A 25,951-nucleotide genomic window follows, 5' to 3' on the forward strand; every position below is an offset into this window, starting at 1 on the left:
ACACATCGCGCGCTGCATGAACGACGATGCGTTGCTCAAAGTGTTGTATCGAGGTCGCAACGCGAATCGAAAAAAGGATTTTTCGTGAGCGAACCCTTTTATCGCTCAGGAAAAGATGGTACAAACCGTTCTAAATTGATGGTGAGAATTTATGCTCAACTGGGATGAAGAGAAGACTGCCGTAACTCCCGCGAGCGGAGCGCAGCAAAACGCGATGCGCACCTCCGCAGGAACGGCTGTCGGACTGCAGGCTGCAACGCCTGCCGCCCATCAGGTCCGCGACATTTTCGAAGGCGATCTTGCGGTGCCCCCGCAAGCATCGGCTGTTCCCGCCGGCGGTTCGGAAGCGCGGGTCAATGTCGCCGACAAGCGCATCATCAACGGCCAGACTGACGTCAATCAGCTGGTGCCGTTCAAGTACAAGTGGGCGTGGGAAAAGTATCTGGCCGGTTGCGCGAACCACTGGATGCCGCAGGAAATCAACATGTCCCGCGACATCGCTCTGTGGAAGGACCCGAACGGCCTGACCGAGGACGAGCGCCGCATCGTGAAGCGCAACCTCGGCTTCTTCGTGACGGCCGATTCGCTCGCGGCGAACAACATCGTGCTCGGCACGTACCGCCACATCACGGCGCCCGAGTGCCGGCAGTTCCTGCTGCGCCAGGCGTTCGAAGAGGCGATCCACACGCACGCGTACCAATACATTGTCGAATCGCTCGGTCTCGACGAAGGCGAGATCTTCAACGCGTACCACGAGGTCACGTCGATCCGCGCGAAGGACGAATTCCTGATCCCGTTCATCCACACGCTGACGGATCCGGCCTTCAAGACCGGCACGCTCGAAGCGGATCAGAAGCTGCTGAAGTCGCTGATCGTGTTCGCCTGCATCATGGAAGGCCTGTTCTTCTATGTCGGGTTTACGCAGATCCTCGCGCTCGGCCGCCAGAACAAGATGACGGGTGCTGCAGAGCAATATCAGTACATCCTGCGCGACGAGTCGATGCACTGCAACTTCGGCATCGACCTGATCAACCAGATCAAGCTCGAGAATCCGCATCTCTGGACCGCCGAATTCCGCGCCGAGATCCGCGAGCTGTTCAAGCAGGCTGTCGAACTCGAATACCGCTACGCCGAGGACACGATGCCGCGCGGCGTGCTGGGTTTGAACGCGTCGATGTTCAAGAGCTATCTGCGCTTCATCAGCAACCGTCGTTGCCAGCAGATCGGCCTCGATCCGCTGTACCCGAACGAGGAAAACCCGTTCCCGTGGATGAGCGAGATGATCGACCTGAAGAAGGAACGCAACTTCTTCGAGACGCGTGTGATCGAGTATCAGACGGGCGGCGCGCTGTCCTGGGAATAACCCGCAGCAGCGAACCCGTCACATGATGGAACAGCCGGCGGCCTCTCGGCCCCGGCTCAAGGTTTAGGAGCAAGAACGCCTGATGCAAAGCATGCCCGGTGCCTTAACGGCACGACGACACGACAGGCACTTTGCGAACCCTTCAGTGGGATGGGCAAACTTCCCTCCGGAAAAAGCGGACGGCCGTGTGGCGGTCCGCTTGATCAAGCGATTAGGGGTAGCGGCGCGAGGTGCGCCGGCTACCGACTTGATTTGGCGCGCGAGGCCGGGTGGCCACGCGCGCCATACCGTATTCATTAGCGTAAGCGCGTGGTATCCGCGTACGCCGATGAATAGCCCGCTTCGAAGCGCACGTCCTGAACAGCGTCCGCGGGAAGCGGGTTTTGACGAAGGGTGTAGTTTGAACTGACTCTCATCTGAACCTGAAGGAGAACAACATGGCACTTGCCAAGAAGAAACCGGCTGCAAAGAAGGCCGCAGTGAAGAAGGTCGCTGCGAAGAAGGCTGCTGCTCCGGCGAAGAAGGCCGTTGCAGTGAAGAAGGTTGCTGCGAAGAAGGTCGCGGTTAAGAAGGTTGCCGCGAAGAAGGCAGCACCGGCGAAGAAGGCAGCAGTGAAGAAGGTTGCTGCGAAGAAGGTCGCAACGAAGAAGGTTGCAGCCAAGAAGGTCGCGGTGAAGAAGGTTGCCGCGAAGAAGGCAGCACCGGCGAAGAAGGCCGCAGCGAAGAAGGTTGCCGCCAAGAAAGTCGCAGTGAAGAAGGTTGCTGCGAAGAAGGCCGCACCGGCTAAGAAGGCTGCTGCGAAGAAAGCCGCGCCGGCGAAGAAGGCTGCTGCGAAGAAGGCTGCGCCTGCGAAGAAGGCCGCTGCGAAGAAGGCTGCGCCTGCTGCGAAGAAGGCTGCCCCTGCGAAGAAGGCCGCTGCTCCGGCGAAGAAGGCTGCCGCTGCTGCTCCGGCTCCCGCTCCGGCGAAGAAGGCCGCGGCTCCGAAGAAGGCTGCTGCGCCGAAGAAGGCCGTCGTGAAGAAGGCTGCGCCGGCAACGACCGCGTCGACCGCATCGGTTGCGCCGGCATCGGGCGTGAAGACCGCGCTCAACCCGGCAGCGGCATGGCCGTTCCCGACCGGCAGCCGTCCGTAATCGAGGCTGACCTGTACCACCCGGACACTCACGTGGTGTCCGTGGGTTGAGTAGCGCTACTCAATCAGTCCCGCCATCTGGCTCAGGTGGCGGGATTTTTTTCGTCCGTCCTTGCCCGATGTGCCGGGTGCCCGCACACCGGACGCCCGTATCCCGGACGCCCGTATGCCGGCTGCGGCGAGTACGGACGAAAAAAAAACGCATGTGCAGCTTCGCACATGCGTTCGACCGCGGCTTGCGCCGCGTGCTGAGGTACCTGTTAGTGCGTGACGCGCGTGACGCCGCCGCTCGACAGCAGTCGCACGCGTTCGCCGGCGCGGAACGCTTCGCCGCTTGCAGCCTGCGTGATCGAGCGCAGGTCGCCGTTGTCGAGGCGCACGGTGATTTCGACACCGTTCGCCGTGCTGAGGTTTTCGCCGACCGCGTTGCCCGCGACCGCGCCGACGAGGCCGCCGGCGATCGCGGTCAGGATCGACCCCTTGCCGCCGCCGATCGCGCTGCCTGCCACCGCGCCGAGTGCGCCGCCGCCGAGCGTGCCGATCGCGCTGCCGCCGCCGTCGGACTGGATGCGCACCGCGCGGACGCTTTCGACCGTGCCCATGCGGACCGTCTGTTCGCGCTGCGCCTGGCCGACGCTATAGACATCCGCCGAACCGGGTGCGGTGAAGCAACCGGTGAGCGTCAGCGAGGCCGTCAGCATGGCCGCGAGCGTGAGGGTCTTTTTCGTCAACATCTTTGCTCTCCCACAATATTCATTTGAGACTGTAACCGAATGCAGTCTCGAAGCGCGCGTCGATTTCGGCGCGCGTCAGTGCGTAAGTCTGGGGCCCCTGGTGGGCGATCTTGATCGAGCCCATCAGGCTCGCGAGGCGGCCCGTGGTTGCCCAGTCGAGGCCATGCTCGATGCCGTACAGCAAGCCACCCCGGAAGGCGTCGCCGCAGCCGGTCGGATCGGAGATCCGCTCGGCCGGCACGACAGGAATCTGCTCCGTGCCCTGCTTGTGGCGGATGGTCGCGCCGTGCTCGCCACGCGTAATGACGAGGGCGTCGACCCGGCTGGCGATTTCATCTTCGGACCATCCCGTCTTGTCGCTCACCAGCTTGGCCTCGTAGTCGTTGACCGCCACATAGGTCGCAAGTTCAATGCTGCGGCGCAGCGTTGCACCGTCGAACAGCGGCAGGCCCTGGCCCGGATCGAACACGAACGGCACGCCGGCCTTGGCGAGTTCTTCCACGTGCTGCACCATCCCGTCGAAGCCGTCGGGGCCGACGATCGCAAGCTTGATGCCGGGCGCGTCGCCCGCGTGGTTCAGGTGCGACTGCATCATCGCGCCCGGGTGGAACGCCGTGATCTGGTTGTTGTCGAGATCGGTCGTGATCATCGCCTGCGCCGTATACGTCTCGGGCAGCACGCGAACGTGGTCGCGGCGCAGGCCGAGCTGGTCGAGGCGGTCGAGGTACGGCTGCGCGTCGAGTGCGCCGATCGTCCCCATGATGCGCGCATCGCCGCCGAGCAGGTGCAGCGCGTACGCGATGTTGCCCGCGCAGCCGCCGAATTCGCGGCGCATCGTCGGCACCAGGAAGCTCAGGTTGATGAGGTGCACCTGGTCGGGCAGGATGTGCTCGCGGAACCGACCCTCGAAAGTCATGATGGAATCGTAGGCGATCGAGCCGCAAATCAACGTAGCCAAGGTGTGCGTTCCTGTAGAAATGAGGGACCCTGCGCGACAACGCCGCGCGAAAGGCGCGGCGCGGCAGGGGAAACCGGAAGAAAGCTTACTTCAGTGCGGCGAGCGCTGCATCGTAGTTCGGCTCGTCCTTGATTTCGCCGACGAGTTCCGCGTGGATCACCTTGTCCTGCTCGTCGAGCACGACGACCGCACGTGCGGTCAGGCCGTTCAGCGGGCCGCTCGTCACGTCGACGCCATACGCGTTCGCGAACGCGCGGCCGGTGCGGAACGTCGAAGCCGTCACGACGTTCTCGAGGCCTTCGGTCGTGCAGAAGCGCGTAGCAGCGAACGGCAGGTCGGCGGACACGACGACGACGACCGTGTTGTCGAGCGACGATGCGGCTTCGTTGAACTTGCGGGTCGACGTCGCGCAGGTCGGCGTGTCGAGGCTCGGGACGATGTTCAGCACCTTGCGCTTGCCGGCGAAGCTGGCGAGCGACAGGTCGGCGAGGTCCTTGCCGACCAGCTTGAAATCGGCGCCTTGTGCGCCGACGGCCGGGAACGTGCCGGCGAGATCGATCGGGTTGCCACCCAGCGTAACTTTGCTCATGTTCGTGCTCCGAAATAGCGCGCCGCTCGGGCGCGCGGGTTGAGACGGGCGCGCAGGCGCGCGCCGCGGCGCGTCACGGATAGAAAATCTGGACGCGGAAATTCGAGGCGGGCGTGCCGTTCGTTTCGACGCGGACAACCATCGTCTGCGTCGTGCCGGGCGGCAGCCCGGCGTCGATCGGCGTGCCCGGGCGCACGTAGTCGCGCGGCGCGAGTACGCGGCGCACGGTCACGTGGTTGGTGTCGTCGAGCAGCGTCAGCTCGAGCGACGGGTAGGCGAGTGCGACGCGGTAGCGGTTCGTCAGCGGCACCTTCAGTTCGAGCTCGCGCGGGCCGTCGAGCTGGCGCAGGTCGGTTGCGTCGAGCCGCAGGCCGTCGATCGCGCGCGGCGGCGCGACCGTGCAGCCGAGCGGCGCGCAGGCCTGCCGGAACCAGCCCTGCGTGACGGGCCAGTAGATCATCAGCGTTTCGCGCTGCCACCATGCGAGTTGTGCAGCGAGCAGCACGGTCAGCGCAGCGGCGATGAGGCCGCCGAAAAACCCGCCGAGCATGCTGCGCCGCTGCGGTGCGCGCGTCTCGCGCGTGACGGCGAAGTGCGGACGATCGTCGTCGGTCAACGTAGCGGGGAACGGTGCGGCCGGTGCGTTGGTGGCCGTGGCGGGCGTCTCGTCGTGCCGTGTGGCGCCGGTGTCAGGTTCGGGCTCGGATCCAGGTGCGGCGACGGCCGGCGCTGGTGTGAACGCAAAACGCGGTTCGCGCGGCGCGTGTTCGTCGTCCGGCACGGCGAAGTGCGCGGTGCCGACGGGCTCTGCGGCATCGCGAGTGGTCTCTGCGTCCGACGGACGGTGGGTGACGAAGCGGGGTTCACGCGGGTCGCGTTCGACGGACGCGGCGGATGGTTCGGAATCCTGCGGCGTTTGCGTCTGCGCCGGCAGCGATTCGGCCGGTTGTTCGACGGCAGCGGAGGGGGCCAGCTCGGCCGGGGAGGGTGCGAACGGTGCGGGCGTGCCCGACAGGTGAACGACGCCGGCTTCGGTGGACGGAAGGGCGAGCGGGATCAGCGGCTCGGTGCGCACGGTCTGCACGTTGTGCTGCAGCGACGGGTCGACGCCGGCATCGAGCCACGGCGCCCACATGTCCCAGCCTTCCGGCTTGTAATCGGTGTCGGAAGGTGACCCGGCCGGCGCTTCGGCGGCGAACAGCCGAGGCGGGGCCGGAAGACGTGCGTCGCCGTCATCCGGCGCGGCAGCCGGTTCGGTCAGGGCCGGCTCGAGCTGCTGCGCGTGCTCGGGAACGAGCGACTCGGATGCGTTGAAGACTTCGTGGCAATGCCCGCAGCGCACGAGCCCTTGATGCAGCGAGAGCTGTTCCTGCTGCAGCCGGAAGACGGTTTCGCAATGAGGGCAGCGCGTCGCAAGAAGCATGTCGAGCCGGGCGGCCTGCTGGCCAGAGTGAAGGACAGCGCTATTCTAATGGCTTTCGCGTCGGGTTCCGGCGAGGCATACCCAACCTTCGTGCTCACGCCAGACCGAGATGTCGACGTAGCGTGCGTAGACGGCCGCCACTTCGTCCGCCTGGCGCGCGAGCACGCCCGACAGCGCGATGCGCCCGCCCGGCTTGACCTTCGATGCGAGCATCGACGCCATCAGCTTCAGCGGATTCGACAGGATGTTCGCGACGACGATGTCGAATTCACCATCCGGGCATGCATCGGGCAGGCCGTACGTGACTTCCGCACGGTTACGTTCGCTGTTCTGCCGCGCGGATTCGACCGCCTGCGGATCGATGTCGATGCCGATCACGGGGTTCGCCCCGCATTTCTTCGCGAGGATTGCGAGAATGCCGGAGCCGCAGCCGTAGTCGAGCACCGACTGGCCGGGCTGCACCGACTGCTCGAGCCATTCCATGCACAGGCGCGTGGTCGGGTGGCTACCGGTGCCGAATGCGAGGCCCGGATCGAGTTCGAGGATGAGCGCGTCGGGATCGGGCGCATCGTGCCACGACGGCACGACCCAGATTCGCTCGCCGATCGGGATCGGCTCGAACTGCGATTGCGTGAGACGCACCCAGTCCTGCTCTTCGACTTCTCGGACGGTGAATGCCGGCGTCTCTGCGACGCCGATCTCGTTCGCGGCCGCCGCAAGCAGCACGGCCGGCTCATGGTCGGCCGCGAGCAGCGCGACCACGCGCGAGTGCTGCCACGCGGTGCGGTCGGGCACGAGGCCCGGCTCGCCGAAGAGCGGCTGTTCGTCGGGCGTGTCGGCGTCGGCATCTTCGACCGACACCGACAGCGCGCCGAGTTCGAGCAGCGCGTCGGACAGCGCCTCCGCATGCTCACGGGCCAGTTCGACGACGAGTTCGCGATAGCTCATGCTTACGCTTCTTCCGGTGCGACCTGCTGCTTCTGGGCGAGCCGGTTTTCGAGGTAATGGATGCTGGTGCCGCCTTCGACGAACTTCGAATCGATCATCAGCTCGCGGTGCAGCGGGATGTTGGTCTGGATGCCTTCGACGACCATTTCCGACAGCGCGATGCGCATCCGGCTGATCGCCTGCTCGCGCGTCGCGCCGTAGGTGATCAGCTTGCCGATCATCGAATCATAGTTCGGCGGCACGAAATAGCCATTGTAGGCATGCGAGTCGACGCGCACGCCGGGGCCGCCCGGCGTATGCCACGACGTGATCCGGCCCGGCGACGGCGTAAACTTGAACGGATCTTCCGCGTTGATCCGGCATTCGATCGCATGTCCGCGGAACTGGATGTCGCGCTGGCGCAGCGTGAGCTTCTCGCCGGCCGCGATGCGGATCTGTTCCTGCACGATGTCGACGCCCGTGATCAGCTCCGATACCGGGTGCTCGACCTGCACGCGCGTGTTCATCTCGATGAAATAGAACTCGCCGTTTTCGTACAGGAATTCGAACGTGCCCGCGCCGAGATAGCCCATCTTCTTGCATGCGTCCGCGCAGCGGTCGCCGATGCGGTCGATCAGGCGGCGCGGAATGCCGGGTGCCGGCGCTTCCTCGATCACCTTCTGGTGGCGGCGCTGCATCGAGCAATCGCGCTCGCCGAGCCAGATCGCGTTCTTGAACGCGTCGGACAGCACCTGGATTTCGATGTGGCGCGGGTTCTCGAGGAACTTCTCCATGTACACCTGCGGGTTGCCGAACGCACGGCCGGCTTCCTCGCGGGTCATGTTGACCGCGTTGACGAGCGCGGCCTCGGTGTGCACGACGCGCATCCCGCGCCCGCCACCGCCGCCTGCCGCCTTGATGATGACCGGATAGCCGATCGCGCGCGCAATCTTGACGATCTCCTTCGGATCGTCCGGCAACGCGCCTTCCGAGCCCGGCACGCACGGCACGCCGGTCTTGATCATCGTCTGCTTCGCGGTGACCTTGTCACCCATCATGCGGATCGTTTCCGGGCGCGGGCCGATGAACGTGAAGCCCGACTGCTCGACGCGTTCCGCGAAGTCGGCGTTCTCGGACAGGAAGCCGTAGCCGGGGTGGATCGCCTCGGCATCGGTGACTTCCGCGGCGCTGATCAGCGCCGGCATGTTCAGGTAGCTCAGGTTCGACGGGGCCGGGCCGATACAGACGGCTTCGTCCGCGAGGCGCACGTACTTGGCTTCCTTGTCGGCTTCCGAGTAGACGACCACCGTCTTGACGCCGAGCTCGCGGCACGCACGCTGGATGCGCAGCGCGATTTCACCGCGGTTGGCAATGAGGATTTTTTCAAACATAGCGAGTATTCGTCTCTTCGAGGGGCGCGCGAACGGCGCCTGGCGGGCATCGGCGGCGCGCGGCCCGCAGGCCGCGCGGCGGACTTAGCCGATCACGAAAAGCGGCTGGCCGTATTCGACGGCCTGGCCGTTCTCGACGAGGATTTCCTTGATCACGCCGGCCTTGTCCGACTCGATCTCGTTGAGCAGCTTCATCGCTTCGATGATGCAGATCGTCTGGCCTTCCTTGACCGTATCGCCCACCTGGACGAACGGGTCCGCGCCCGGCGACGGTGCGCGATAGAACGTGCCGACCATCGGCGACGTCACGACGTGGCCCTGCGGCACAGCCGGAGCGGCTGCGGCGCCAGCGGCCGGCGCGGCAGCGCCTTCGGTCGGCAGCGCGGCCGACGGAGCGGGCGCGCTGACTTGCGGGGCATACCCAGCCGTCGGCTGCACGTAGACCGGCGGCGCGTTCTTGACGATGCGCACCTTGCCTTCGCCTTCCGTCACTTCCAGCTCGGAGATGCCGGATTCGGAAACGAGGTCGATCAGAGTTTTCAGCTTACGAAGATCCATCGGGAATTCCCCTTTCAATACGTGAAAGCGCCGGTTAGGGGCCGGCGCTGAATCTAGATCGCGAAATCAGCCGCGCGACGTGCCTTGCAGCTTGTCCAGCGCGTACTCGAGCGCGTACAGATAACCTTTCCAGCCGAGCCCGCAGATCACGCCTTCGGCCTGGTCGGAAAAGTAGGAGTGGTGCCTGAACGCTTCGCGGCGATGCACGTTCGACAAGTGAACCTCGACGAACGGGATGCCAACGCCGGCGATCGCGTCCCGGATCGCGACACTCGTGTGCGTGTACGCGGCCGGATTGATCAGGATGAAATCGGTCTGTTCCTCCCGCGCGGCCTGGATGCGGTCGACCAGCGCACCTTCATGGTTGCTCTGGAACGACGACAGTTCGGCGCCGGCTTCCCGGGCGCGCGCGGCAAGCGCCTGATCGATCTGTGCGAGCGTGACGCGGCCGTACACCTCCGGTTCCCGGGTGCCGAGAAGGTTCAGGTTGGGGCCGTGCAGCACCAGCAATCGTGTCATGGTCGCTTCTATTTCTGCGGAATTGCGCGAACTTTAGCGCTATTTAGAGAAATTTGTCTAGTTTTGCCGAACGACCGAGCGCATGCGACCTGCAAGAATTACCGGCGCGCATCCAAAGTATCGGCGAATTCACGCGAAATTGCGGCGATCGACGGGCAAATCGCCGCCAACGTGCGGGCCGCCGTTCGGACAGCTTACAGCGCGTCGAGCGTCTTTTTCAGCTCGGCCGGCTGGATTTGTCCCAATTTTGTCTCGCGAATCTTGCCGGTTTCGTCGATGACGACCGTAAACGGCAGCGCGCCGGCCGTATTTCCGAAATTGCGGGCCAGATCGGCGCCCGCATATCCGCTGACGAATACCGGATAGTCGACCTTCACCTTCTGCAGAAAGTTCTTCACGTTCTGTTCGGAATCGACGCCGATCCCGATGAAACGGATGCCCTTCTGTTTGTATTGGTGCGATAGCGCGACGAGCTCCGGCATCTCCTCGACGCACGGGCCGCACCATGACGCCCAGAAATTGACGACGACTTTCTGGCCCTTGAACGCGGACAACGTGGCGGGCTTGCCGTCGGTGCCCGTCAGCGACGCGGCCCACAACTGCTCGACCGGGCTGCCGTGTGCGGCGGGCGCGGCGACGGCGACACCGTCGTCGGCGGTGCCGCGGAACCAATGGCCGGCGGCGAGCCCGCCGGCAACGGCGGCGGCCGCGACCACCGCGAGCGCCAACATGCGTTTCATCATCATCGTTGAATCATTCCGGTTCGGAAGGGGCCTTGCCTGCTTCGACGAGCGCGCGCAGCGCGGCGGCATCCGCACGGGCGACCCGGCCGCGCGCGTCGGCCTTGACCGCGCCGCGCAGGTCGTCGCTCGCATAGAGCGCGAGGTGGATGCCGATCGCATCGACGTCGCGCCGCGGGCGCCACAGGAAACTGAGCGTCTCGACGTCGGCGCGACCCGCGAAGTGCCGCGTCTCGGATACGTCGTACTGGACGTTCTGGTTCAGCAGGTAGATCGCGACGTCCTTCGGGTTGTCGGTGAATGCCTGCAAATGGATATCCGAATGCGCGTTCGCGGTGCCGTTCAGCACGGCACCCGTCACATAAGGATGGAACTCGGCGAGCCGGCGCATCCAGTCGAGCGCGATTTCGCGCAGGCGGCGCAGTTCGTCCGGCTGCGTGTCGCTCTGGAACAAGGCGAGGTACTCGCGCAGTTCTTCCTCGATCTGGTCGTTATCCGGCAGCCATTCGCCGGCAACGCGCGTATCTCCCAGCAACTGGCGCGCGGCCTTGCGTTTTGCGCCGGCATAGTCCAGGCCGTCCTCCGCGATCAGGCGCGCGGCGGACTGGGCGATTTCCTCGCGGACGCGCCGCGGGTCGAGAAGGGTTTTACGAGACATGATCCGGCAATCATACTCGATCGCCGCAGGGCCCGAGCGCGGGTGCGGCGGCCTGCCGCCCGGCGTGCCGGCGACGTTCGCGCGCAGCGTTCGGGCCGCCGGGCACGGCAGGCCGTCAGTTACAATAGCGCTCTTTGTGTCGCGGCAAAAGCCGTTGGCCGGGCGCCGGCCGCACGGCCTGTCCGCCGCGCCGCACACGCATCCTTTCCGAATCGACGGCGCCCGGCGGCGCGAAAGCATTCATCTATGCACATCCACATTCTTGGCATCTGCGGCACCTTCATGGGCGGTCTCGCCGTACTCGCGCGCGAGGCGGGCCACACGGTGACGGGTTGCGACGCGGGCGTCTATCCGCCGATGAGCACGCAGCTCGAGGCGCAGGGCATCACGCTGATCGAGGGCTACGGCGCCGAGCAGATCGACCTGAAACCGGACCTGTTCGTGATCGGCAACGTCGTCACGCGCGGCAATCCGCTGATGGAGGCGATCCTGGATCGCGGCCTGCCGTACGTGTCGGGCCCGCAGTGGCTCGGCGAGCACGTGCTGGCCGGCAAATGGGTGCTCGCGGTCGCGGGCACGCACGGCAAGACGACCACGTCGTCGATGCTCGCGTGGCTGCTGGAAGACGCAGGCCTGAACCCGGGTTTCCTGATCGGCGGCGTGCCGCTGAACTTCGGCGTGTCGGCGCGGCTCACCGATTCGAGCTTCTTCGTGATCGAGGCCGACGAATACGATACGGCGTTCTTCGACAAGCGCTCGAAGTTCGTCCACTACCGGCCGCGCACCGCGGTGCTGAACAATCTCGAATTCGATCACGCCGACATCTTCCCGGATCTCGCTGCGATCGAGACGCAATTCCACCATCTCGTGCGGACGGTGCCCGGTGTCGGCCGGATCGTCACGAACGGCCGCTCGGACGCGCTCGAGCGCGTGCTGGCGCGCGGCTGCTGGAGCGAGGTCGAGCGCTTCGGCGTCGACGGCGGCTGGCAGGCGCTGCCGGCCGAGGACGGCGTGCCGGTCGACGAGCGCTTTGCGGTGTATTCGCACGCGGAACGCGTCGGCGAAGTCGCGTGGCAGGTGCAGGGCGATCACAACCGGATGAACGCGCTCGCGGCGATCGCGGCCGCGCGCCACGTTGGCGTGCCGCCCGCGCAGGCGGCCGAATCCCTCGCGTCGTTCCGCAACGTGAAGCGCCGGATGGAAGTGCGCGGCAGCGTGGACGGCGTGACCGTCTACGACGACTTCGCGCACCATCCGACCGCGATCGACACCACGATCGCCGGCCTTCGTGCACGCATCGGCCGTCAGCATGCCCGCATCCTCGCGGTGCTCGAGCCGCGCTCGAACACGATGAAGCTCGGCGTGATGAAGTCGCAACTGCCGGCGAGCCTGGCCGACGCCGATCTCGTGTTCGGCTACGGCGCGCCGACCGGGCGCGATGCGCTCGGCTGGAATCTGGCCGAGGCGCTGGCGCCGCTTGGAGAGAAGGCGCACGCATTCGACGATCTGCACCTGCTGGTGAAGTCCGTCGTCGCAGCCGCCCGCCCGGGCGACCACGTGCTCGTGATGAGCAACGGCGGATTCGGCGGCGTGCACCAGAAGCTGCTCGACGCGCTCGGGAGCCGCACGTGATCCTGTACCTGCACGGCTTCCGGTCGTCGCCGGAATCGCAGAAGTCGCGGCTGCTCGCGGCGCGCATGGCCGAACTGGGCCGCACCCGCGAGTGGCGGTGCCCGTCGCTGTCGGTGTCGCCGCTCGAAGCGATCGCGGTGGCGGAAGCCGAGGTGGCTGGTGCGCGCGACGTGACCGTCATCGGCAGTTCGCTCGGCGGCTATTACGCCACGTGGCTGGCCGAAAAGCACGGCTGGAAGGCCGTGCTGCTGAATCCGGCCATCGTGCCGCAGCGCGATCTCGAGCAGCATCTCGGCGAACAGCCGCTGTACCACGGCGGCGGCACGATCGTCGTCGAGCGCCGTCACCTGCATGAGCTCGATGCGCTGCGCGTGCCGGCGATCACGCGTGCCGAACGCTACTATTTGTTCGCGGCGACCGGTGACGAGGTGCTCGATTACCGCGAGATGCTCGCGCATTACCCGGGCGCGAAGACGCGCTTGATCGAAGGCAGCGATCACGGGATCAGCGAATTTGCCGACTATGTCGACGACGTTCTCGCCTTTTGCGACGGAAAGACGTCTTAAACCGGCCATGTGCCGATCGAATTCCCATCATCATGCGGCGCCGCCGACGCGGCGGCCGGCAGTCTGAACGAGAGTACTGAGTGAACGTTTTCTTCGAGGAATCGGGCAGTTTCAAGGCGGGCAGCGTGCTGTCGCGCCAGGGCGACGCGTTTCAGGTCGAGTTGCCCGGCGGGCGGCGGGCGAAGGTGCGCGCGAAAGACGTGCTGATCGAATTCGACAAGCCGGCCGCGAGCGAACTGATGCAGGAGGCCGACACGGCCGCGCAGCAGATCGATCTGGATTTCCTGTGGGAATGCGCGCCGGCCGACGAGTTCGCGTACACGGCGCTGGCCGCGGAATACTTCGGCGCGTCGTACGGCCCGGTCGAGCGCGCGGCGCTGGTGTTGCGACTGCACGGCTCGCCCGTCTACTTCCGCCGCAAGGGGCGCGGCCAGTACCAGCGCGCGCCGGAAGAGCAGCTCAAGATGGCGCTCGCGTCGCTCGAGCGCAAGCGCCAGCAGGCGCTCGTCCAGGCGCAGTATGAAGAGGAGCTGAAGGCCGGCAAGTTGCCGGACGCGTTCGCGGGCAAGGTGCTCGGGCTGCTGACGCGGCCGGACAAGAACGCGATCGAATACAAGGCGATGGAAGCGGCCGCCGGTGCGCGCGGCGTGTCGCCGGCGCGGCTGATGCTCGACTGCGGCGGCATCGCGTCGCCGCGTGCGCTGCACGAGGCGCGCTTCCTCGCGGAATTCTTCCCGCACGGCACGGGCTTTCCGGCCGTCACGGTCGGCCCGCTGCCGGACGACCTGCCGCGCGCAAACGTCCAGGCGTTCTCGATCGACGACATCACGACGACCGAAATCGACGACGCGTTCTCGGTCGAGCACCTGGCCGACGGCCGCGTGCGGATCGGCGTGCACATCGCGGCACCGGCGCTCGGCATCGTGCGCGGCGACCCGGTCGACGCGATCGCGCGCACGCGCCTGTCGACCGTCTACATGCCGGGCGACAAGATCACGATGCTGCCGGACGACGTCGTCGACGTGTTCACGCTGAAAGAGGGTGATTACCGTCCGGCGCTGTCGCTGTACATCATCGTCAATCGCGAAACCCAGGAGATCGTCGCGAACGAGACGCGCGCCGAGCTCGTGTTCGTGAAGAACAACCTGCGGCACAACCACCTCGACGAGCTCGTCAATGAAGAGACGCTCGCGGCCGGCACCGGCGACTATCCGCACAAGGACGACATCGCCGTGCTGTGGCCGCTCGCACAGGCGCTGTTCGAGAAGCGCCAGGTCGCGCGCGCGGGCTACGGCCTGAAGCGCGAGGTGCAGCGCAACACCGATTACAACTTCTACGTCGACGGCGAGCACGTGTCGATCACGCCGCGCCGTCGCGGGTCGCCGCTCGACCTGATCGTGTCGGAGCTCGCGATCCTGGCGAACTCGACCTGGGGCGCCTTCCTGCACGACCACACGGTGCCGGGCATCTACCGCTCGCAGCGCGGCTTCGGCGCGCCGGGCCCGAAGCGCACGCGGATGCAGACGACGGCCGCGCCGCACGAAGGCCTCGGCGTCGCGCAGTACGCGTGGAGCACGTCGCCGCTGCGCCGCTACGTCGACCTCGTGAACCAGTGGCAACTGCTCGCGTGCGTGCAGCATGGCGTCACCGCGAAGCTCGCCGCACCGTTCAAGCCGAAGGACGCGGATCTCTACGCGGTCGTGCAGGGCTTCGACGACACCTACACGGCCTACGCCGACTACCAGCGCCGGATGGAATATTTCTGGTGCCTGCGCTGGCTCGCGCAGGAACAGAAGAAGCAGGTCGTCGCGAGCGTCGTGAAGGGCGACCTGGTGCGCCTCGAGGAAATTCCGCTGCTGCTGCACGTGCCGGGGCTCGGCGTGCATGCGCGCGGTACGCGCGTGCTGCTCGACGTGATGTCGCTCGACGAGCTGACGATCGAGGCGTCGGTGCGGTTGCTGAACGTGCTCGACGCGCCGACCGTGACGAGCGGCGACGCGGCCGAGGAAGAGGATGACGCCGAAGGCGGCGACGACACGCTGATCGACGCCGAAGACGCGACGGCCGAAACCGAAGCCGAAGCGCTGGCGGAGGCGGATGGCGCGGCGGCCGGTGAAGGCGGCGAAGCCGCGAACGGCAACGCCGGCGAAGAAGGGCGCACATCATGACCGCGGGTGCGTCGACGAGCGGCGCCGACCGCTATGTCGTATTCGGCAACCCGGTGGCGCACAGCAAGTCGCCGTTCATCCACGCGCAGTTCGCCGCGCAAACGGGGGAGTCGATCGAATACACGCACCGGCTCGCGCCGCTCGACGGTTTCGACGCGGCCGTGCGGGCCTTCGTCGCCGAGGGCGGTCGCGGCGCGAACGTGACGGTGCCGTTCAAGCTCGAAGCGCATGCGCTCGCTGACACGCTGTCGCCGCGTGCGGCGGCAGCGGGGGCCGTGAATACGCTGCGCATCGACGCCGACGGCCGCATCCATGGCGACAACACCGACGGTGTCGGCCTCGTGCGCGACATCGAAGCGAATCTCGGCGTGTCGCTGGCGGGCGCACGCATCCTGCTGCTCGGCGCGGGCGGCGCGGCGCGCGGTGTCGTGCTGCCGCTGCTCGATCGCGCGCCGCTGTCGATCGGAATCGTGAACCGCACCGCGAGCAAGGCCGAAGCGCTCGTCGGCCAGTTCATGCAGGCCGCGCACGATGCGGGCTGCACGCTCGCGGGCGGCGGCCCGGACGTCGTGCGCGCGGAGCCGTACGACGTGGTGATCAACGCGACGGCCGGCAGCCTCGATGCCGCGCTGCCGGAGTGCGATGCCGCTGCATTCGGCACGGGCACGCTCGCGTACGACATGATGTATGGCGCGCAGCCGACGGTATTCATGCAGCATGCGGCATCGCTCGGCGCGCGCACCGCCGACGGGCTCGGCATGCTCGTCGAGCAGGCGGCCGAATCGTTCTTCATCTGGCGCGGCGTGCGGCCGGACGGCGCACCGGTGCTGGCCGCGCTGCGCCAGGCGCTCGCGGCGAGCTGAGCGGAGCGCGGCACGTGGTGGCGGTGAGCGGCACGCAGCACACGCGGACGGTGAGCCTGGCTCGCTGGATCGTCTATGCGGGATCGGTGTTCGCGGGTGCATGGCTCGCGACGCAACTGTTCTATCTCGCGCAGATCGCGTTGTGGTCGTTCGTGAACCCGGGCTCGACCGCGTTCATGCGTACCGACGCGTGGTGGCTGTCGCGCGACAAGCCACCCGCGCAGATCCAGCACCAGTGGGTGCCGTACGACCAGATTTCGCGCAACCTGAAGCGCGCACTGATCGCGTCGGAAGATTCGACTTTCGCGACCAACAACGGCTACGACGTCGACGCGATCCTGCAGGCGTGGGAGAAGAACAAGGCGCGCGGCCGGATCGTCGCGGGCGGCTCGACGATCACGCAGCAGCTTGCGCGCAACCTGTTCCTGTCGCGCGAGAAGAGCTACATCCGCAAGGGGCAGGAGCTCATCATCACGTGGATGCTCGAAACGGTGCTCGACAAGGAGCGGATCTTCGAGATCTACCTGAATTCCGTCGAGTGGGGGCGCGGCGTGTACGGCGCCGAAGCGGCCGCCCGCTATTACTACAGGATTCCCGCGAGTCGGCTCGGCGCGTGGCAATCGGCGCGTCTCGCGGTGATGCTGCCGAAGCCGCGCTGGTTCGACGCGCATCGCGGCTCGGCGTACCAGGCGCAGCGCGCGGCGGTCATCGCCCGACGGATGGGGGCGGCCGAGCTGCCGCAATCGGAGTGAACGGCGCGCTGGCGCCGTCGCATTGACCGTTTCGTCGCCCGGGCGCCCGTCAGGCGACGTTTGTGCGCTGCAGCGCATTCATGTCGCGATCATTTCGGGCCACATCCTTTAGACGAATCCGTCTATTTCGTTTTGCTGAGCAATACCGGCCGCCGTGTGATTTTGTTCGCCGATATGGCACGAAATTCGGGGATTTTTAGTCTCCGCGGATAAACGCGAAAGCCCGTGAAAGGCGCGTGAAATGCAATGTTTCGCGAACCGAAGCATTCCTGAAAGGTGTGCGCCGCACCGGCCGCCCGCCAAATATTTCAAAATTTTTCAAAGCTGACGGGCTCGCGTATATTGGCCAGCGCCTCGGCTTATCGGCCGCAATCGAGGCGGGGGGTGGCTTATCCGGCTGCTCGACACAAAAAACATCCGAGAGAAGGAAAGCAACGATGCCAGCAAGCAAAGCGAAGCTGTTGTTGGGAGTGGTGTTTTCTTCGCTGATTCTGACGGCCTGCAACGATGACGTGACATCGTCCGCTGCTGCCAGCGCCAACAGCTCAGCCGATCCCGCCGCTCAGGCGGACAGGGCGTACAACGATCCGAACAGTTATTCGTCGAGCGCGAACGCGTCGCTCGACGCCTCCGCCGCGGTTGAAAAGGCCGCCGTCACGCATCACCAGATCACCCTCAACGGCAAGACGATCCGCTACACGGCCACGGCCGGCCACCTCGTCGCGCGCAATCCGCAGACCGGCGCGCCCGAAGCATCGTTCTTCTATGTCGCCTATACGGCCGACAACCAGCCCGCGGCGAAGCGGCCGGTCACGTTCCTGTATAACGGCGGCCCCGGCTCGGCATCGGTGTGGCTGCACCTCGGCTCGTTCGGCCCGCGTCGGATCCAGACGGGCGACCCGAACGCGAATACGTCGACGTTCCCGTTCGTCGACAACCAGGAAAGCCTGCTCGACACGACCGACCTCGTGTTCGTCGATGCGATCGGCACCGGCTTCTCCGAAGCGATCGCGCCGAACACGAACCAGACGTTCTGGGGCGTCGACCAGGACGGCGGCGCATTCCGCGATTTCGTGACGCGCTACATCACCGTGAACCAGCGCAACGACTCGCCGAAATACCTGTTCGGCGAATCGTACGGCACGCCGCGCACCGACGTGCTCGCGAACCTGCTCGAGACGGCCGGCGTGAAGCTCGACGGCATCGTGCTGCAGTCGTCGATCCTGAACTACAACGTGAACTGCGACATGGCGAGCGACTACATCGGCAACTCGAACAACGGGTCGAGCCCGGTGAGTTGCGCGGGTTTCGTGCCGTCGTATGGCACCGTCGGCGCGTACTACCAGCTCGACAACCCGAACCCGTCGAGCCTGCCGCAGTATGCGGACCAGATGCGCCTGCTGACGGCCGGCAGCTACGCGCCTGCCGTGAACGCGTATCTGGCGAGCCATACGCCGCCGCCGCCGACCCTCGTCACGACGATGGTGAATTCGACCGGCGTGAAGCAGTCGCTGTGGAATGCGAACTTCAACGTGGTCCCGACCTTCTTCGACAACAGCTTCCAGCTGTCGCTGATCCCGGGCACGCTGATCGGCCGCTACGACGCGCGCGTGAACGTGCCGGTGTCGAGCCCGCTGGCGGCCGACGGCGATCCGTCGAGCTCGTTCATCACGAAGCCGTTCACCGACACGATCGGCAAGTACCTGCCGAACGAGCTGAAGTACACCGCGCAGTCGGCGTATTCGTTGAGCAGCAATGCGATCAACACGTGGGACTGGACGCACGACGGCCTCGCGATGCCGGACACGATCCCCGATCTCGCCGCGGCGCTGTCGCTGAATCCGCAGCTGAAGGTGTTGTCGCTGAACGGGTATCACGACATCGCGACGCCGTTCTACCAGACCGAGCTCGACCTCGCGCGGCTCGGGACGCAACCGAACCTGACGATCAAGGACTATCAGGGCGGACACATGGTCTATCTCGACGATACGTCGCGTCCGCAGGAGAAAGCCGACCTCGTGACCTTCTACAACGCGGCCGCGCACTGATGCTGCGCCACGCAGGCGACGCGCGCCCGCGGGGGCGCCGCGCCTGCCGTCGACGACCTCATTCCAGACTGGAGCCTGATATGAAGAATCGTTTCATCGTCGTTGCCGCGGCGCTCGCCTGTGTCGGCGCCGCAGCATCCGTATCCGCGTTCGCGCAGGCGAGCGATGCCGCCGCACCGGCGCGTGCGCGCCAGGCGCAGCTCGGCGATCCGTACGTACCGCCGGCCGCGCGCAAGCCGACCGCCGGCACGCAGACGACGGGCGCCGCGCTGCATGCGCAGGTGGTGCGCAAGCTCGCGCGGCAGTTCAGCGCGGCCGACGCGCAGAACACGGGTTCGATCACCGAATCGCAGGCACGCGCGGCCGGCCTCGGCTATGTCGCGAACCACTTCCGGCAGATCGACTCGGGCGGCAACGGCCGCGTGTCGTTCGCGGACGTCCAGCGCTACATGCAGGCACGCAGCACGAGCAGCCAGCAGTAAGCGCGGCGCGCGGTGAGAAAACGGGGGCGGAACCTGCTGCACGGCGGGTTCCGCCCCCGTGCACATGAAGCCGCCGTTACGTCGAAGACACGGCGGATTCACGCCGAATTCTCATTATCTGGGCAACGCATTCAAATATTGGAGACGAGTGCGTGCGCTCCTACAATCCGAAGCACATCACAGCTTCGGACCCACGCATCGCGTGGCGCCCGACGCACACGGAGACACCTTCCATGAAGTTCGCCGGGCGCTTTATTCGGTGCATCGACCGCCGCCTCGTCGCGACGCCGGACGTTATTCCGGCATCGTGCGAACGGCTTCACCGGTTCCGTTGAAGAAGCCCGTCCCATGACCAAGATGCCCGACACCCTTGCCCTCGACGCCCGGCGTGCGACGCCGGACGATGCGTCACTGACCGACAGCATCGGCGCGACCAGCACGCCGCTCGATCTCGCCGCGCAGCAGGCCGGCACGCAGACGCTGCTGCGCGGTCTTGCGATCCTCGAGGCGATCGCGAACGGCGCGCGCGACATGCGTGCGATCGGCGCGGCGCTCGGCACGACGCGCAGCACCACGCATCGCCTCGTCAGCAGCCTCGTGCAGGCGCGCTACCTGCGCCAGGTGCAGGGCGGCTACCTGCTCGGCCCGAAGCTGATCGAGCTCGGCACGATCGCGCTCGAGCAGATGCCGCTCACCGCGGTGGCGCGCCCGCACCTCGAAGCGCTCGCGGAAGCGACGCTCGACACGATCCATCTCGGTGTGCGCGACGGCGACGACGTGCTGTACATCGACAAGATTCCCGGTACGCGCGGCCTCGAGATGCGCTCGCGCGTCGGCCACCGGATGCCGCTCGCGTCGACCGGCATCGGCAAGGCGATGATGCTCGACACCGATCCCGACACGTGGCGCTCGCTGTTCGAGGCCGCCCGGCGGGCGCTTGCCGGCGTCAGTTTCAAGCCGGACAACCGGCCCGAGACGAGCGCGTTCCTGCAGCGCATGGCGCATTACGCGGCCGGCGGCTATACGTTCGATCTCGAGGAGAACGAGGCGTCGATCCGCTGCGTGGCGGCGCCGATCCGCGACGCATCGGGCGCGATCGTCGCGGCCGTGTCGGTCGCGAGCACGATTCCGTACATGTCGCACGACCGGATGGACGAACTGATTCCGCTCGTGCAGCGCGAAGCGCGAGCCATTTCCGCGGAACTGGGCTGGAGCCCGCCGCAGGGTACCCGCAGGATCAAACGATGACGACTTCGACCCGGCCCGTTCCGGATGCCAGCTCCGCCACCCCGTCGCTGATCGCGCTCGACTGGGGCACGACGTCGCTGCGCGCCTATCTGTACGACGCGCACGGCGCGCTCATCGACACGCGCAGCCGTGCGGCGGGCGTGATGCATGTGCCGGGCGGCGGCGCGCGCGCGTTCGACGCGGTGTTCGAGGAAGCGTGCGGCGACTGGCTCGACCGCACGCCGGGCCTGCCGGTGCTCGCCGCCGGGATGGTCGGCAGTGCGCAAGGCTGGCGCGAGGCGCCGTACGTCGCGGTGCCGGCCGGCGCCGACGCGCTCGTCGCGGGCCTCATCACGGTGACGACGGCGCGCGGCACGACGATCTCGATCGTGCCGGGCGTCATCGCCACGGGCGAACTGCCCGACGTGATGCGCGGTGAAGAAACGCAGATATTCGGTGCGCTCGCGAGCGATCCCACGCTTGGCGCCGATCGTTCAGGGGTACTGATCGGCTTGCCGGGCACCCATGCGAAATGGGCGTGGGTGAGGGACGGGCTGATCGAGCGCTTCCAGACCTTCATGACGGGCGAGCTGTTCGCGGTGCTGCGCGACCACACGATCCTCGGCCGCACGATGCGCGCGGGCGCGTCGCCCGATCGCGCGGCGTTCGTGCGCGGCGTCTCGGTCGCGCGCGGCGCGCAGCACACGGGGCTGCTCGCGACGATCTTCAGCACGCGCACGCTCGGCCTGACCGACCGGCTCGCGCCCGATGCGCAGGGCGACTACCTGTCCGGGCTGCTGATCGGCCATGAGCTCAACGCGCTCGACGCGATGCTCGCGGAGCGCGGCATCGCGCTCGCGGACCAGCCGCTGCTGCTGATCGGCGACGACAGCCTGTGCGCGCGCTACGCCGATGCGCTCCAGGAATTCGGCCACCCGCATGCCCGTGTCGTCGCGCATGCGACCGACCGCGGGCTGTGGCGGATCGCGTCGCGCGCCGGGCTCGTGCGTGCGGATGGCGAGCCCGTCTGCGCCGACCAATGAACTGTTTGCAGAGGATTCCTCGATGCCGTCCGACCTGACCTTGCCCGCACCCTACGCGCCCCACGCCGCGCTGATGCGTGCGTTCGACGCGTGCCCGCTGATCGCGATCATGCGCGGGATCACGCCCGCTGAAGCGGCCGACCACGGCCACGCGCTCTATGAAGCCGGCTTCCGGATCGTCGAGGTGCCGCTCAACTCGCCCGATCCGTTCGACAGCATCGCCGCGCTGCGGCGGGTGCTGCCCGACGACGCGATCGTCGGCGCGGGGACCGTGCTGCGCGCCGAGTACGTCGACCGCGTGCAGGACGCGGGCGGCGCGCTGATCGTGATGCCGCACAGCGACGCGGCCGTGATCCGCCGCGCCCGCGAGCGCGGCCTCGCGAGCGCGCCGGGCGTGGCGACGCCGACCGAAGCATTCGCGGCGCTGACGAACGGCGCCGACGTGCTGAAGATGTTTCCGGCCGAGCAGCTCGGCGTGCCTGTCGTGAAGGCGTGGCGCGCGGTGATCGACCGCGCGGTGCCGCTGATTCCGGTCGGCGGCATCTCGCCCGACAACATGGCGCCGTTCCTGAATGCCGGCGCGAACGGTTTCGGGCTCGGCTCGGCGCTGTACCGCCCCGGCCAGTCGGCCGACGCGACCGCGGCGAACGCGCGTGCGTTCCAGGCCGGCTTGCGCGCGGCGCGCGGCGGAGCCGCATGATGGGCCGCCTCGCGGACAAGGTCGCGATGGTGACGGGCGCGGGCCGGGGCATCGGCGCCGCGATCGCCCGCGCGTTCGTTCGCGAGGGCGCGGCGGTCGCGCTCGTCGATCTCGACTTCCCGCAGGCGCAGCGCACGGCCGCCGCGATTGCGCAGGAGATCGCCGGTGCGCGCGTGCTGCCGCTGCAGGCGGATGTCGCGCGGCAGGAGGCGGTGCGTGCTGCACTGGCGCAGACCGAGGCGGCGTTCGGCCCGCTCGACGTACTCGTGAACAACGCGGGCATCAACGTGTTCGCCGATCCGCTGACGATGACCGACGACGACTGGCGCCGCTGCTTCGCGGTCGATCTCGACGGCGTGTGGCACGGCTGCCGCGCGGCGCTGGAGGGGATGGTCGAACGCGGCCGCGGCAGCATCGTGAACATCGCGTCGACGCACGCGTTCAGGATCATTCCGGGCTGCTTTCCGTACCCGGTCGCGAAGCATGGCGTGCTGGGCCTCACGCGTGCGCTCGGCATCGAATACGCGGCGCGCAACGTGCGCGTGAACGCGATCGCGCCGGGCTACATCGAGACGCAGCTCACGCGCGACTGGTGGGACGCGCAACCCGACCCTGCTGCCGCGCGCGCCGAAACGCTCGCGCTGCAGCCGATGAAGCGGATAGGCCGGCCGGAGGAGGTCGCGATGACGGCCGTGTTCCTCGCGTCCGACGAGGCGCCGTTCATCAATGCCGCGTGCATCACCGTCGATGGCGGACGCGCGGCGCTGTATCACGACTGACGCAACGATTCGAAAGACCGCACGTGCGACGGCCGCGCGCACGCTGCGTCGAAACCAACAAGCGGCTGCATCCTGTTCGATGAAGACAAGGAGACACTGGAGATGAAACGCAGAACGTTCGTAACGCTGGCGGCCGCGGCCGCGGTGGTGATCGGGAGCCCCGTCGTGCACGCGGCCGATCCGGTCAAGATCGGCTTCCTCGTGAAGCAGCCGGAAGAGCCGTGGTTCCAGGACGAGTGGAAGTTCGCCGAAATCGCGGCGAAGCAGAAGGGCTTCACGCTCGTGAAGATCGGCGCGCCGTCCGGTGAAAAGGTGATGAGCGCGATCGACAACCTGTCCGCACAGAAGGCGCAGGGCTTCATCATCTGCACGCCGGACGTGAAGCTCGGGCCGGGCATCGTCGCGAAGGCGAAGTCGCACAACCTGAAGATGATGACGGTGGACGACCGCCTCGTCGACGGCGCGGGCAAGCCGATCGAGGCGGTCCCGCACATGGGGATCTCCGCCTACAACATCGGCAAGCAGGTCGGCGACGGCATCGCGGCCGAGATCAAGAAGCGCGGCTGGGACATGAAGGACGTCGGCGCGATCGACATCACCTACGAGCAACTGCCGACCGCGCATGACCGCACCAGCGGCGCGACCGACGCGCTGGTGGCCGCCGGCTTCCCGAAGGCGAACGTGATCGCGGCGCCGCAGGCGAAGACCGACACCGAGAACGCCTTCAACGCGGCGAACATCGCGCTCACGAAGAACCCGCAGTTCAAGCACTGGGTGGCGTACGGCCTGAACGACGAAGCGGTGCTCGGCGCGGTGCGCGCGGCCGAAGGGCGCGGTTTCAAGGCGGACAACATGATCGGCATCGGCATCGGCGGCTCCGACTCGGCGCTGAACGAGTTCAAGAAGCCGCAGCCGACGGGCTTCTACGGCACCGTGATCATCAGCCCGAAGCGCCACGGCGAGGAAACCTCGGACCTGATGTACACGTGGATCACGCAGGGCAAGGCGCCGCCGGCGCTGACGCTGACGACCGGCATGCTCGCGACGCGCGACAACGTGTCGAAGGTGCGCGACGAGATGGGGCTCGCGTCGAAGTAAGCGGCTTGCCGGCTGCGGCGGCAACGCGGCAGCCGGCGATCGATGGATCTGCAAGAGTAGGGAGACGACGTGTCAGCGGCACTGCGTTTTGACAATATCGGCAAGGTCTTTCCCGGCGTGCGCGCACTCGACGGCATCTCGTTCGACGTGCATGCGGGCGAGGTGCATGGCCTGATGGGCGAGAACGGCGCGGGCAAGTCGACGCTGCTGAAGATTCTCGGCGGCGAATACCAGCCCGATGCGGGCAGCGTGCTGGTCGACGGCCAGCCCGTGCAGTTCGCGAGTGCGGCCGCGTCGATCGCGGCCGGCATCGCGGTGATTCACCAGGAACTGCAGTACGTGCCCGACCTGACGGTCGCGGAAAACCTGCTGCTCGGCCGCCTGCCGAATGCGTTCGGCTGGGTGAGGAAGCGCGAGGCGAAGCGCTTCGTGCGCGAACGGCTCGCCGCGATGGGCGTCGATCTCGATCCCGATGCACGGCTCGGGCGGCTGTCGATCGCGCAGCGGCAGATGGTCGAGATCTGCAAGGCGCTGATGCGCAATGCGCGCGTGATCGCGCTCGACGAACCGACCAGCTCGCTGTCGCATCGCGAGACCGAAGTGTTGTTCAAGCTGGTCGACGACCTGCGTGCGCAGGGCCGCGCGCTGATCTACATCTCGCACCGGATGGACGAGATCTACCGGCTGTGCGACGCCTGCACGATCTTCCGCGACGGGCGCAAGATCGCATCGCACGAATCGCTCGCCGACGTGCCGCGCGAACGGCTCGTCGCCGAGATGGTCGGGCGCGAGATTTCGGATATCTATCATTACGCGCCGCGTGCGCTCGGCGACGTGCGCTTCGCGGCCGAAGGCATCGACGGCCCGGCACTGCGCGAACCCGCGAGCTTCTCGGTGCGCGCGGGCGAGATCGTCGGCTTCTTCGGGCTCGTCGGCGCGGGCCGCAGCGAGCTGATGCGGCTCGTGTACGGCGCGGATCACCGGCGCGCGGGCGCGCTGACGCTCGACGGCGCGCGCATCGACGTGAAGCGCACCGGCGATGCGATCCGCCACGGCATCGTGCTGTGCCCCGAGGACCGCAAGGAAGAGGGGATCATCGCGATCGCGTCGGTTGCGGAGAACATCAACATCAGCTGCCGCCGCCATTCGCTGCGCGCGGGGCTCTTCATCAACCGCAAGGCCGAAAGCGAAACGGCCGACCGTTTCATCCAGCGGCTCAAGATCAAGACGCCGAACCGGCGGCAGAAGATCCGCTTCCTGTCGGGCGGCAACCAGCAGAAGGCGATCCTGTCGCGCTGGCTCGCGGAGCCCGACCTGAAGGTTGTGATCCTCGACGAGCCGACGCGCGGGATCGACGTCGGCGCGAAGCACGAGATCTACGACGTGATCTACCGGCTCGCGGAACGCGGCTGCGCGATCGTGATGGTGTCGTCGGAGCTGCCGGAAGTGCTCGGCGTGTCCGACCGCATCGTGGTGATGCGCGAAGGGCGGATCGCGGGCGAGCTGCCGCGCGAGCGGGCGAACGAACATGCGGTGCTGAGCCTGGCGCTGCCGCAGACGAGCGCCGTCGAGGCAGCCTGACGCAGGACACGACAATCGAA

At 66.9% G+C, this 25,951-nt stretch carries 26 protein-coding genes; 16 read left to right on the forward strand and 10 right to left on the reverse strand.

What is annotated here, in order from left to right; translation table 11 throughout:
- Window positions 1-151: 151 nt before the first annotated feature.
- The 3 genes from CFB50_RS02875 (at window position 152) to CFB50_RS02885 (ending at window position 2,496) form a co-directional block, all read left to right on the forward strand.
- Window positions 152-1,363 (forward strand): ribonucleotide-diphosphate reductase subunit beta, encoded by a 1,212-nt coding sequence (locus CFB50_RS02875; protein ID WP_039353057.1) that lies wholly within the window; start codon window positions 152-154, stop codon window positions 1,361-1,363.
- An 82-nt stretch (window positions 1,364-1,445) separates the two neighbouring features.
- A complete protein-coding gene (locus tag CFB50_RS02880) occupies window positions 1,446-1,772 on the forward strand; it encodes a hypothetical protein (RefSeq protein ID WP_076841698.1) in 327 nt (108 codons plus the stop codon).
- Between the two features lie 28 nt (window positions 1,773-1,800).
- Complete coding sequence (locus CFB50_RS02885) at window positions 1,801-2,496, forward strand: histone H1-like DNA-binding protein (protein WP_069247078.1); 696 nt, start codon at window positions 1,801-1,803, stop codon at window positions 2,494-2,496.
- A 259-nt stretch (window positions 2,497-2,755) separates the two neighbouring features.
- Here the strand turns inward: CFB50_RS02885 and CFB50_RS02890 are convergent, their stop codons facing one another.
- The 10 genes from CFB50_RS02890 to CFB50_RS02935 form a co-directional block, all read right to left on the reverse strand.
- Window positions 2,756-3,229: a glycine zipper 2TM domain-containing protein gene (locus CFB50_RS02890; protein ID WP_021161893.1), complete on the reverse strand. Its 474-nt coding sequence runs from the start codon at window positions 3,227-3,229 to the stop codon at window positions 2,756-2,758.
- A 19-nt stretch (window positions 3,230-3,248) separates the two neighbouring features.
- Window positions 3,249-4,187: a carbohydrate kinase family protein gene (locus tag CFB50_RS02895; protein WP_089444912.1), complete on the reverse strand. Its 939-nt coding sequence runs from the start codon at window positions 4,185-4,187 to the stop codon at window positions 3,249-3,251.
- An 85-nt stretch (window positions 4,188-4,272) separates the two neighbouring features.
- Entirely contained in the window at window positions 4,273-4,776 is a 504-nt protein-coding gene (tpx, locus tag CFB50_RS02900; RefSeq protein WP_069247080.1) for a thiol peroxidase, read from the reverse strand.
- A gap of 73 nt (window positions 4,777-4,849) precedes the next feature.
- Window positions 4,850-6,199, reverse strand: a complete 1,350-nt coding sequence (locus CFB50_RS02905) for a zinc-ribbon and DUF3426 domain-containing protein (RefSeq protein ID WP_089444913.1) — start codon at window positions 6,197-6,199, stop codon at window positions 4,850-4,852.
- 45 nt (window positions 6,200-6,244) lie between these two features.
- Entirely contained in the window at window positions 6,245-7,147 is a 903-nt protein-coding gene (gene prmA, locus CFB50_RS02910; protein ID WP_069247082.1) for a 50S ribosomal protein L11 methyltransferase, read from the reverse strand.
- Between the two features lie 2 nt (window positions 7,148-7,149).
- The gene (accC, locus tag CFB50_RS02915) at window positions 7,150-8,517 is read right to left on the reverse strand and encodes an acetyl-CoA carboxylase biotin carboxylase subunit (RefSeq protein ID WP_069255717.1); all 1,368 of its coding nucleotides are present in this window, start codon (window positions 8,515-8,517) and stop codon (window positions 7,150-7,152) included.
- 84 nt (window positions 8,518-8,601) lie between these two features.
- Complete coding sequence (gene accB / locus CFB50_RS02920; protein ID WP_039353042.1) at window positions 8,602-9,075, reverse strand: acetyl-CoA carboxylase biotin carboxyl carrier protein; 474 nt, start codon at window positions 9,073-9,075, stop codon at window positions 8,602-8,604.
- Window positions 9,076-9,141: 66 nt separating this feature from the next.
- Complete coding sequence (gene aroQ, locus CFB50_RS02925) at window positions 9,142-9,594, reverse strand: type II 3-dehydroquinate dehydratase (protein WP_011350880.1); 453 nt, start codon at window positions 9,592-9,594, stop codon at window positions 9,142-9,144.
- A 194-nt stretch (window positions 9,595-9,788) separates the two neighbouring features.
- A complete protein-coding gene (locus tag CFB50_RS02930) occupies window positions 9,789-10,340 on the reverse strand; it encodes a TlpA family protein disulfide reductase (RefSeq protein ID WP_046544895.1) in 552 nt (183 codons plus the stop codon).
- A gap of 7 nt (window positions 10,341-10,347) precedes the next feature.
- Complete coding sequence (locus CFB50_RS02935) at window positions 10,348-10,992, reverse strand: UDP-N-acetylmuramate--alanine ligase (RefSeq protein WP_069247084.1); 645 nt, start codon at window positions 10,990-10,992, stop codon at window positions 10,348-10,350.
- Window positions 10,993-11,034: 42 nt separating this feature from the next.
- Here CFB50_RS02935 and mpl point away from each other — a divergent pair, with 42 nt between their 5' ends.
- The 13 genes from mpl to araG all read left to right on the forward strand — a co-directional run bounded on the left by mpl (window position 11,035) and on the right by araG (window position 25,931).
- On the forward strand, window positions 11,035-12,624 hold the full coding sequence (mpl, locus tag CFB50_RS02940; RefSeq protein WP_373452941.1) for a UDP-N-acetylmuramate:L-alanyl-gamma-D-glutamyl-meso-diaminopimelate ligase: 1,590 nt from the start codon (window positions 11,035-11,037) through the stop codon (window positions 12,622-12,624).
- Window positions 12,621-13,190 carry a YqiA/YcfP family alpha/beta fold hydrolase gene (locus CFB50_RS02945; protein WP_089444914.1) on the forward strand — a complete coding sequence of 190 codons (570 nt, stop codon included), beginning with the start codon at window positions 12,621-12,623 and terminating at the stop codon, window positions 13,188-13,190. Before mpl ends, CFB50_RS02945 begins: the two co-directional genes overlap by 4 nt.
- An 80-nt stretch (window positions 13,191-13,270) precedes the next feature.
- On the forward strand, window positions 13,271-15,358 hold the full coding sequence (locus CFB50_RS02950; RefSeq protein WP_069247087.1) for a ribonuclease catalytic domain-containing protein: 2,088 nt from the start codon (window positions 13,271-13,273) through the stop codon (window positions 15,356-15,358).
- On the forward strand, window positions 15,355-16,221 hold the full coding sequence (gene aroE, locus CFB50_RS02955; RefSeq protein ID WP_089444915.1) for a shikimate dehydrogenase: 867 nt from the start codon (window positions 15,355-15,357) through the stop codon (window positions 16,219-16,221). Before CFB50_RS02950 ends, aroE begins: the two co-directional genes overlap by 4 nt.
- A 14-nt stretch (window positions 16,222-16,235) precedes the next feature.
- On the forward strand, window positions 16,236-16,973 hold the full coding sequence (gene mtgA / locus CFB50_RS02960) for a monofunctional biosynthetic peptidoglycan transglycosylase (RefSeq protein ID WP_089444916.1): 738 nt from the start codon (window positions 16,236-16,238) through the stop codon (window positions 16,971-16,973).
- A gap of 437 nt (window positions 16,974-17,410) precedes the next feature.
- Entirely contained in the window at window positions 17,411-19,021 is a 1,611-nt protein-coding gene (locus CFB50_RS02965; RefSeq protein ID WP_179254146.1) for a S10 family peptidase, read from the forward strand.
- Between the two features lie 80 nt (window positions 19,022-19,101).
- The gene (locus CFB50_RS02970; protein WP_089444917.1) at window positions 19,102-19,503 is read left to right on the forward strand and encodes an EF-hand domain-containing protein; all 402 of its coding nucleotides are present in this window, start codon (window positions 19,102-19,104) and stop codon (window positions 19,501-19,503) included.
- Between the two features lie 348 nt (window positions 19,504-19,851).
- Window positions 19,852-20,751, forward strand: a complete 900-nt coding sequence (locus CFB50_RS02980) for an IclR family transcriptional regulator (protein ID WP_089444918.1) — start codon at window positions 19,852-19,854, stop codon at window positions 20,749-20,751.
- Window positions 20,748-21,773, forward strand: coding sequence for a 2-dehydro-3-deoxygalactonokinase (locus CFB50_RS02985; RefSeq protein ID WP_089444919.1), 1,026 nt, complete (start codon window positions 20,748-20,750; stop codon window positions 21,771-21,773). The genes CFB50_RS02980 and CFB50_RS02985 overlap by 4 nt, the downstream gene beginning before the upstream one ends.
- Before the next feature lie 22 nt (window positions 21,774-21,795).
- Window positions 21,796-22,473, forward strand: a complete 678-nt coding sequence (locus CFB50_RS02990; RefSeq protein WP_089444920.1) for a 2-dehydro-3-deoxy-6-phosphogalactonate aldolase — start codon at window positions 21,796-21,798, stop codon at window positions 22,471-22,473.
- On the forward strand, window positions 22,473-23,252 hold the full coding sequence (locus CFB50_RS02995; RefSeq protein ID WP_089444921.1) for an SDR family oxidoreductase: 780 nt from the start codon (window positions 22,473-22,475) through the stop codon (window positions 23,250-23,252). The genes CFB50_RS02990 and CFB50_RS02995 overlap by 1 nt, the downstream gene beginning before the upstream one ends.
- A 102-nt stretch (window positions 23,253-23,354) precedes the next feature.
- A complete protein-coding gene (locus tag CFB50_RS03000) occupies window positions 23,355-24,350 on the forward strand; it encodes an arabinose ABC transporter substrate-binding protein (RefSeq protein ID WP_069247093.1) in 996 nt (331 codons plus the stop codon).
- 69 nt (window positions 24,351-24,419) lie between these two features.
- On the forward strand, window positions 24,420-25,931 hold the full coding sequence (gene araG / locus CFB50_RS03005; RefSeq protein ID WP_089444922.1) for an L-arabinose ABC transporter ATP-binding protein AraG: 1,512 nt from the start codon (window positions 24,420-24,422) through the stop codon (window positions 25,929-25,931).
- Window positions 25,932-25,951 lie beyond the last annotated feature (20 nt).

This window comes from Burkholderia sp. AU33423, from assembly GCF_002223135.1.
In the GTDB taxonomy this organism is placed as follows: domain Bacteria; phylum Pseudomonadota; class Gammaproteobacteria; order Burkholderiales; family Burkholderiaceae; genus Burkholderia; species Burkholderia lata_D.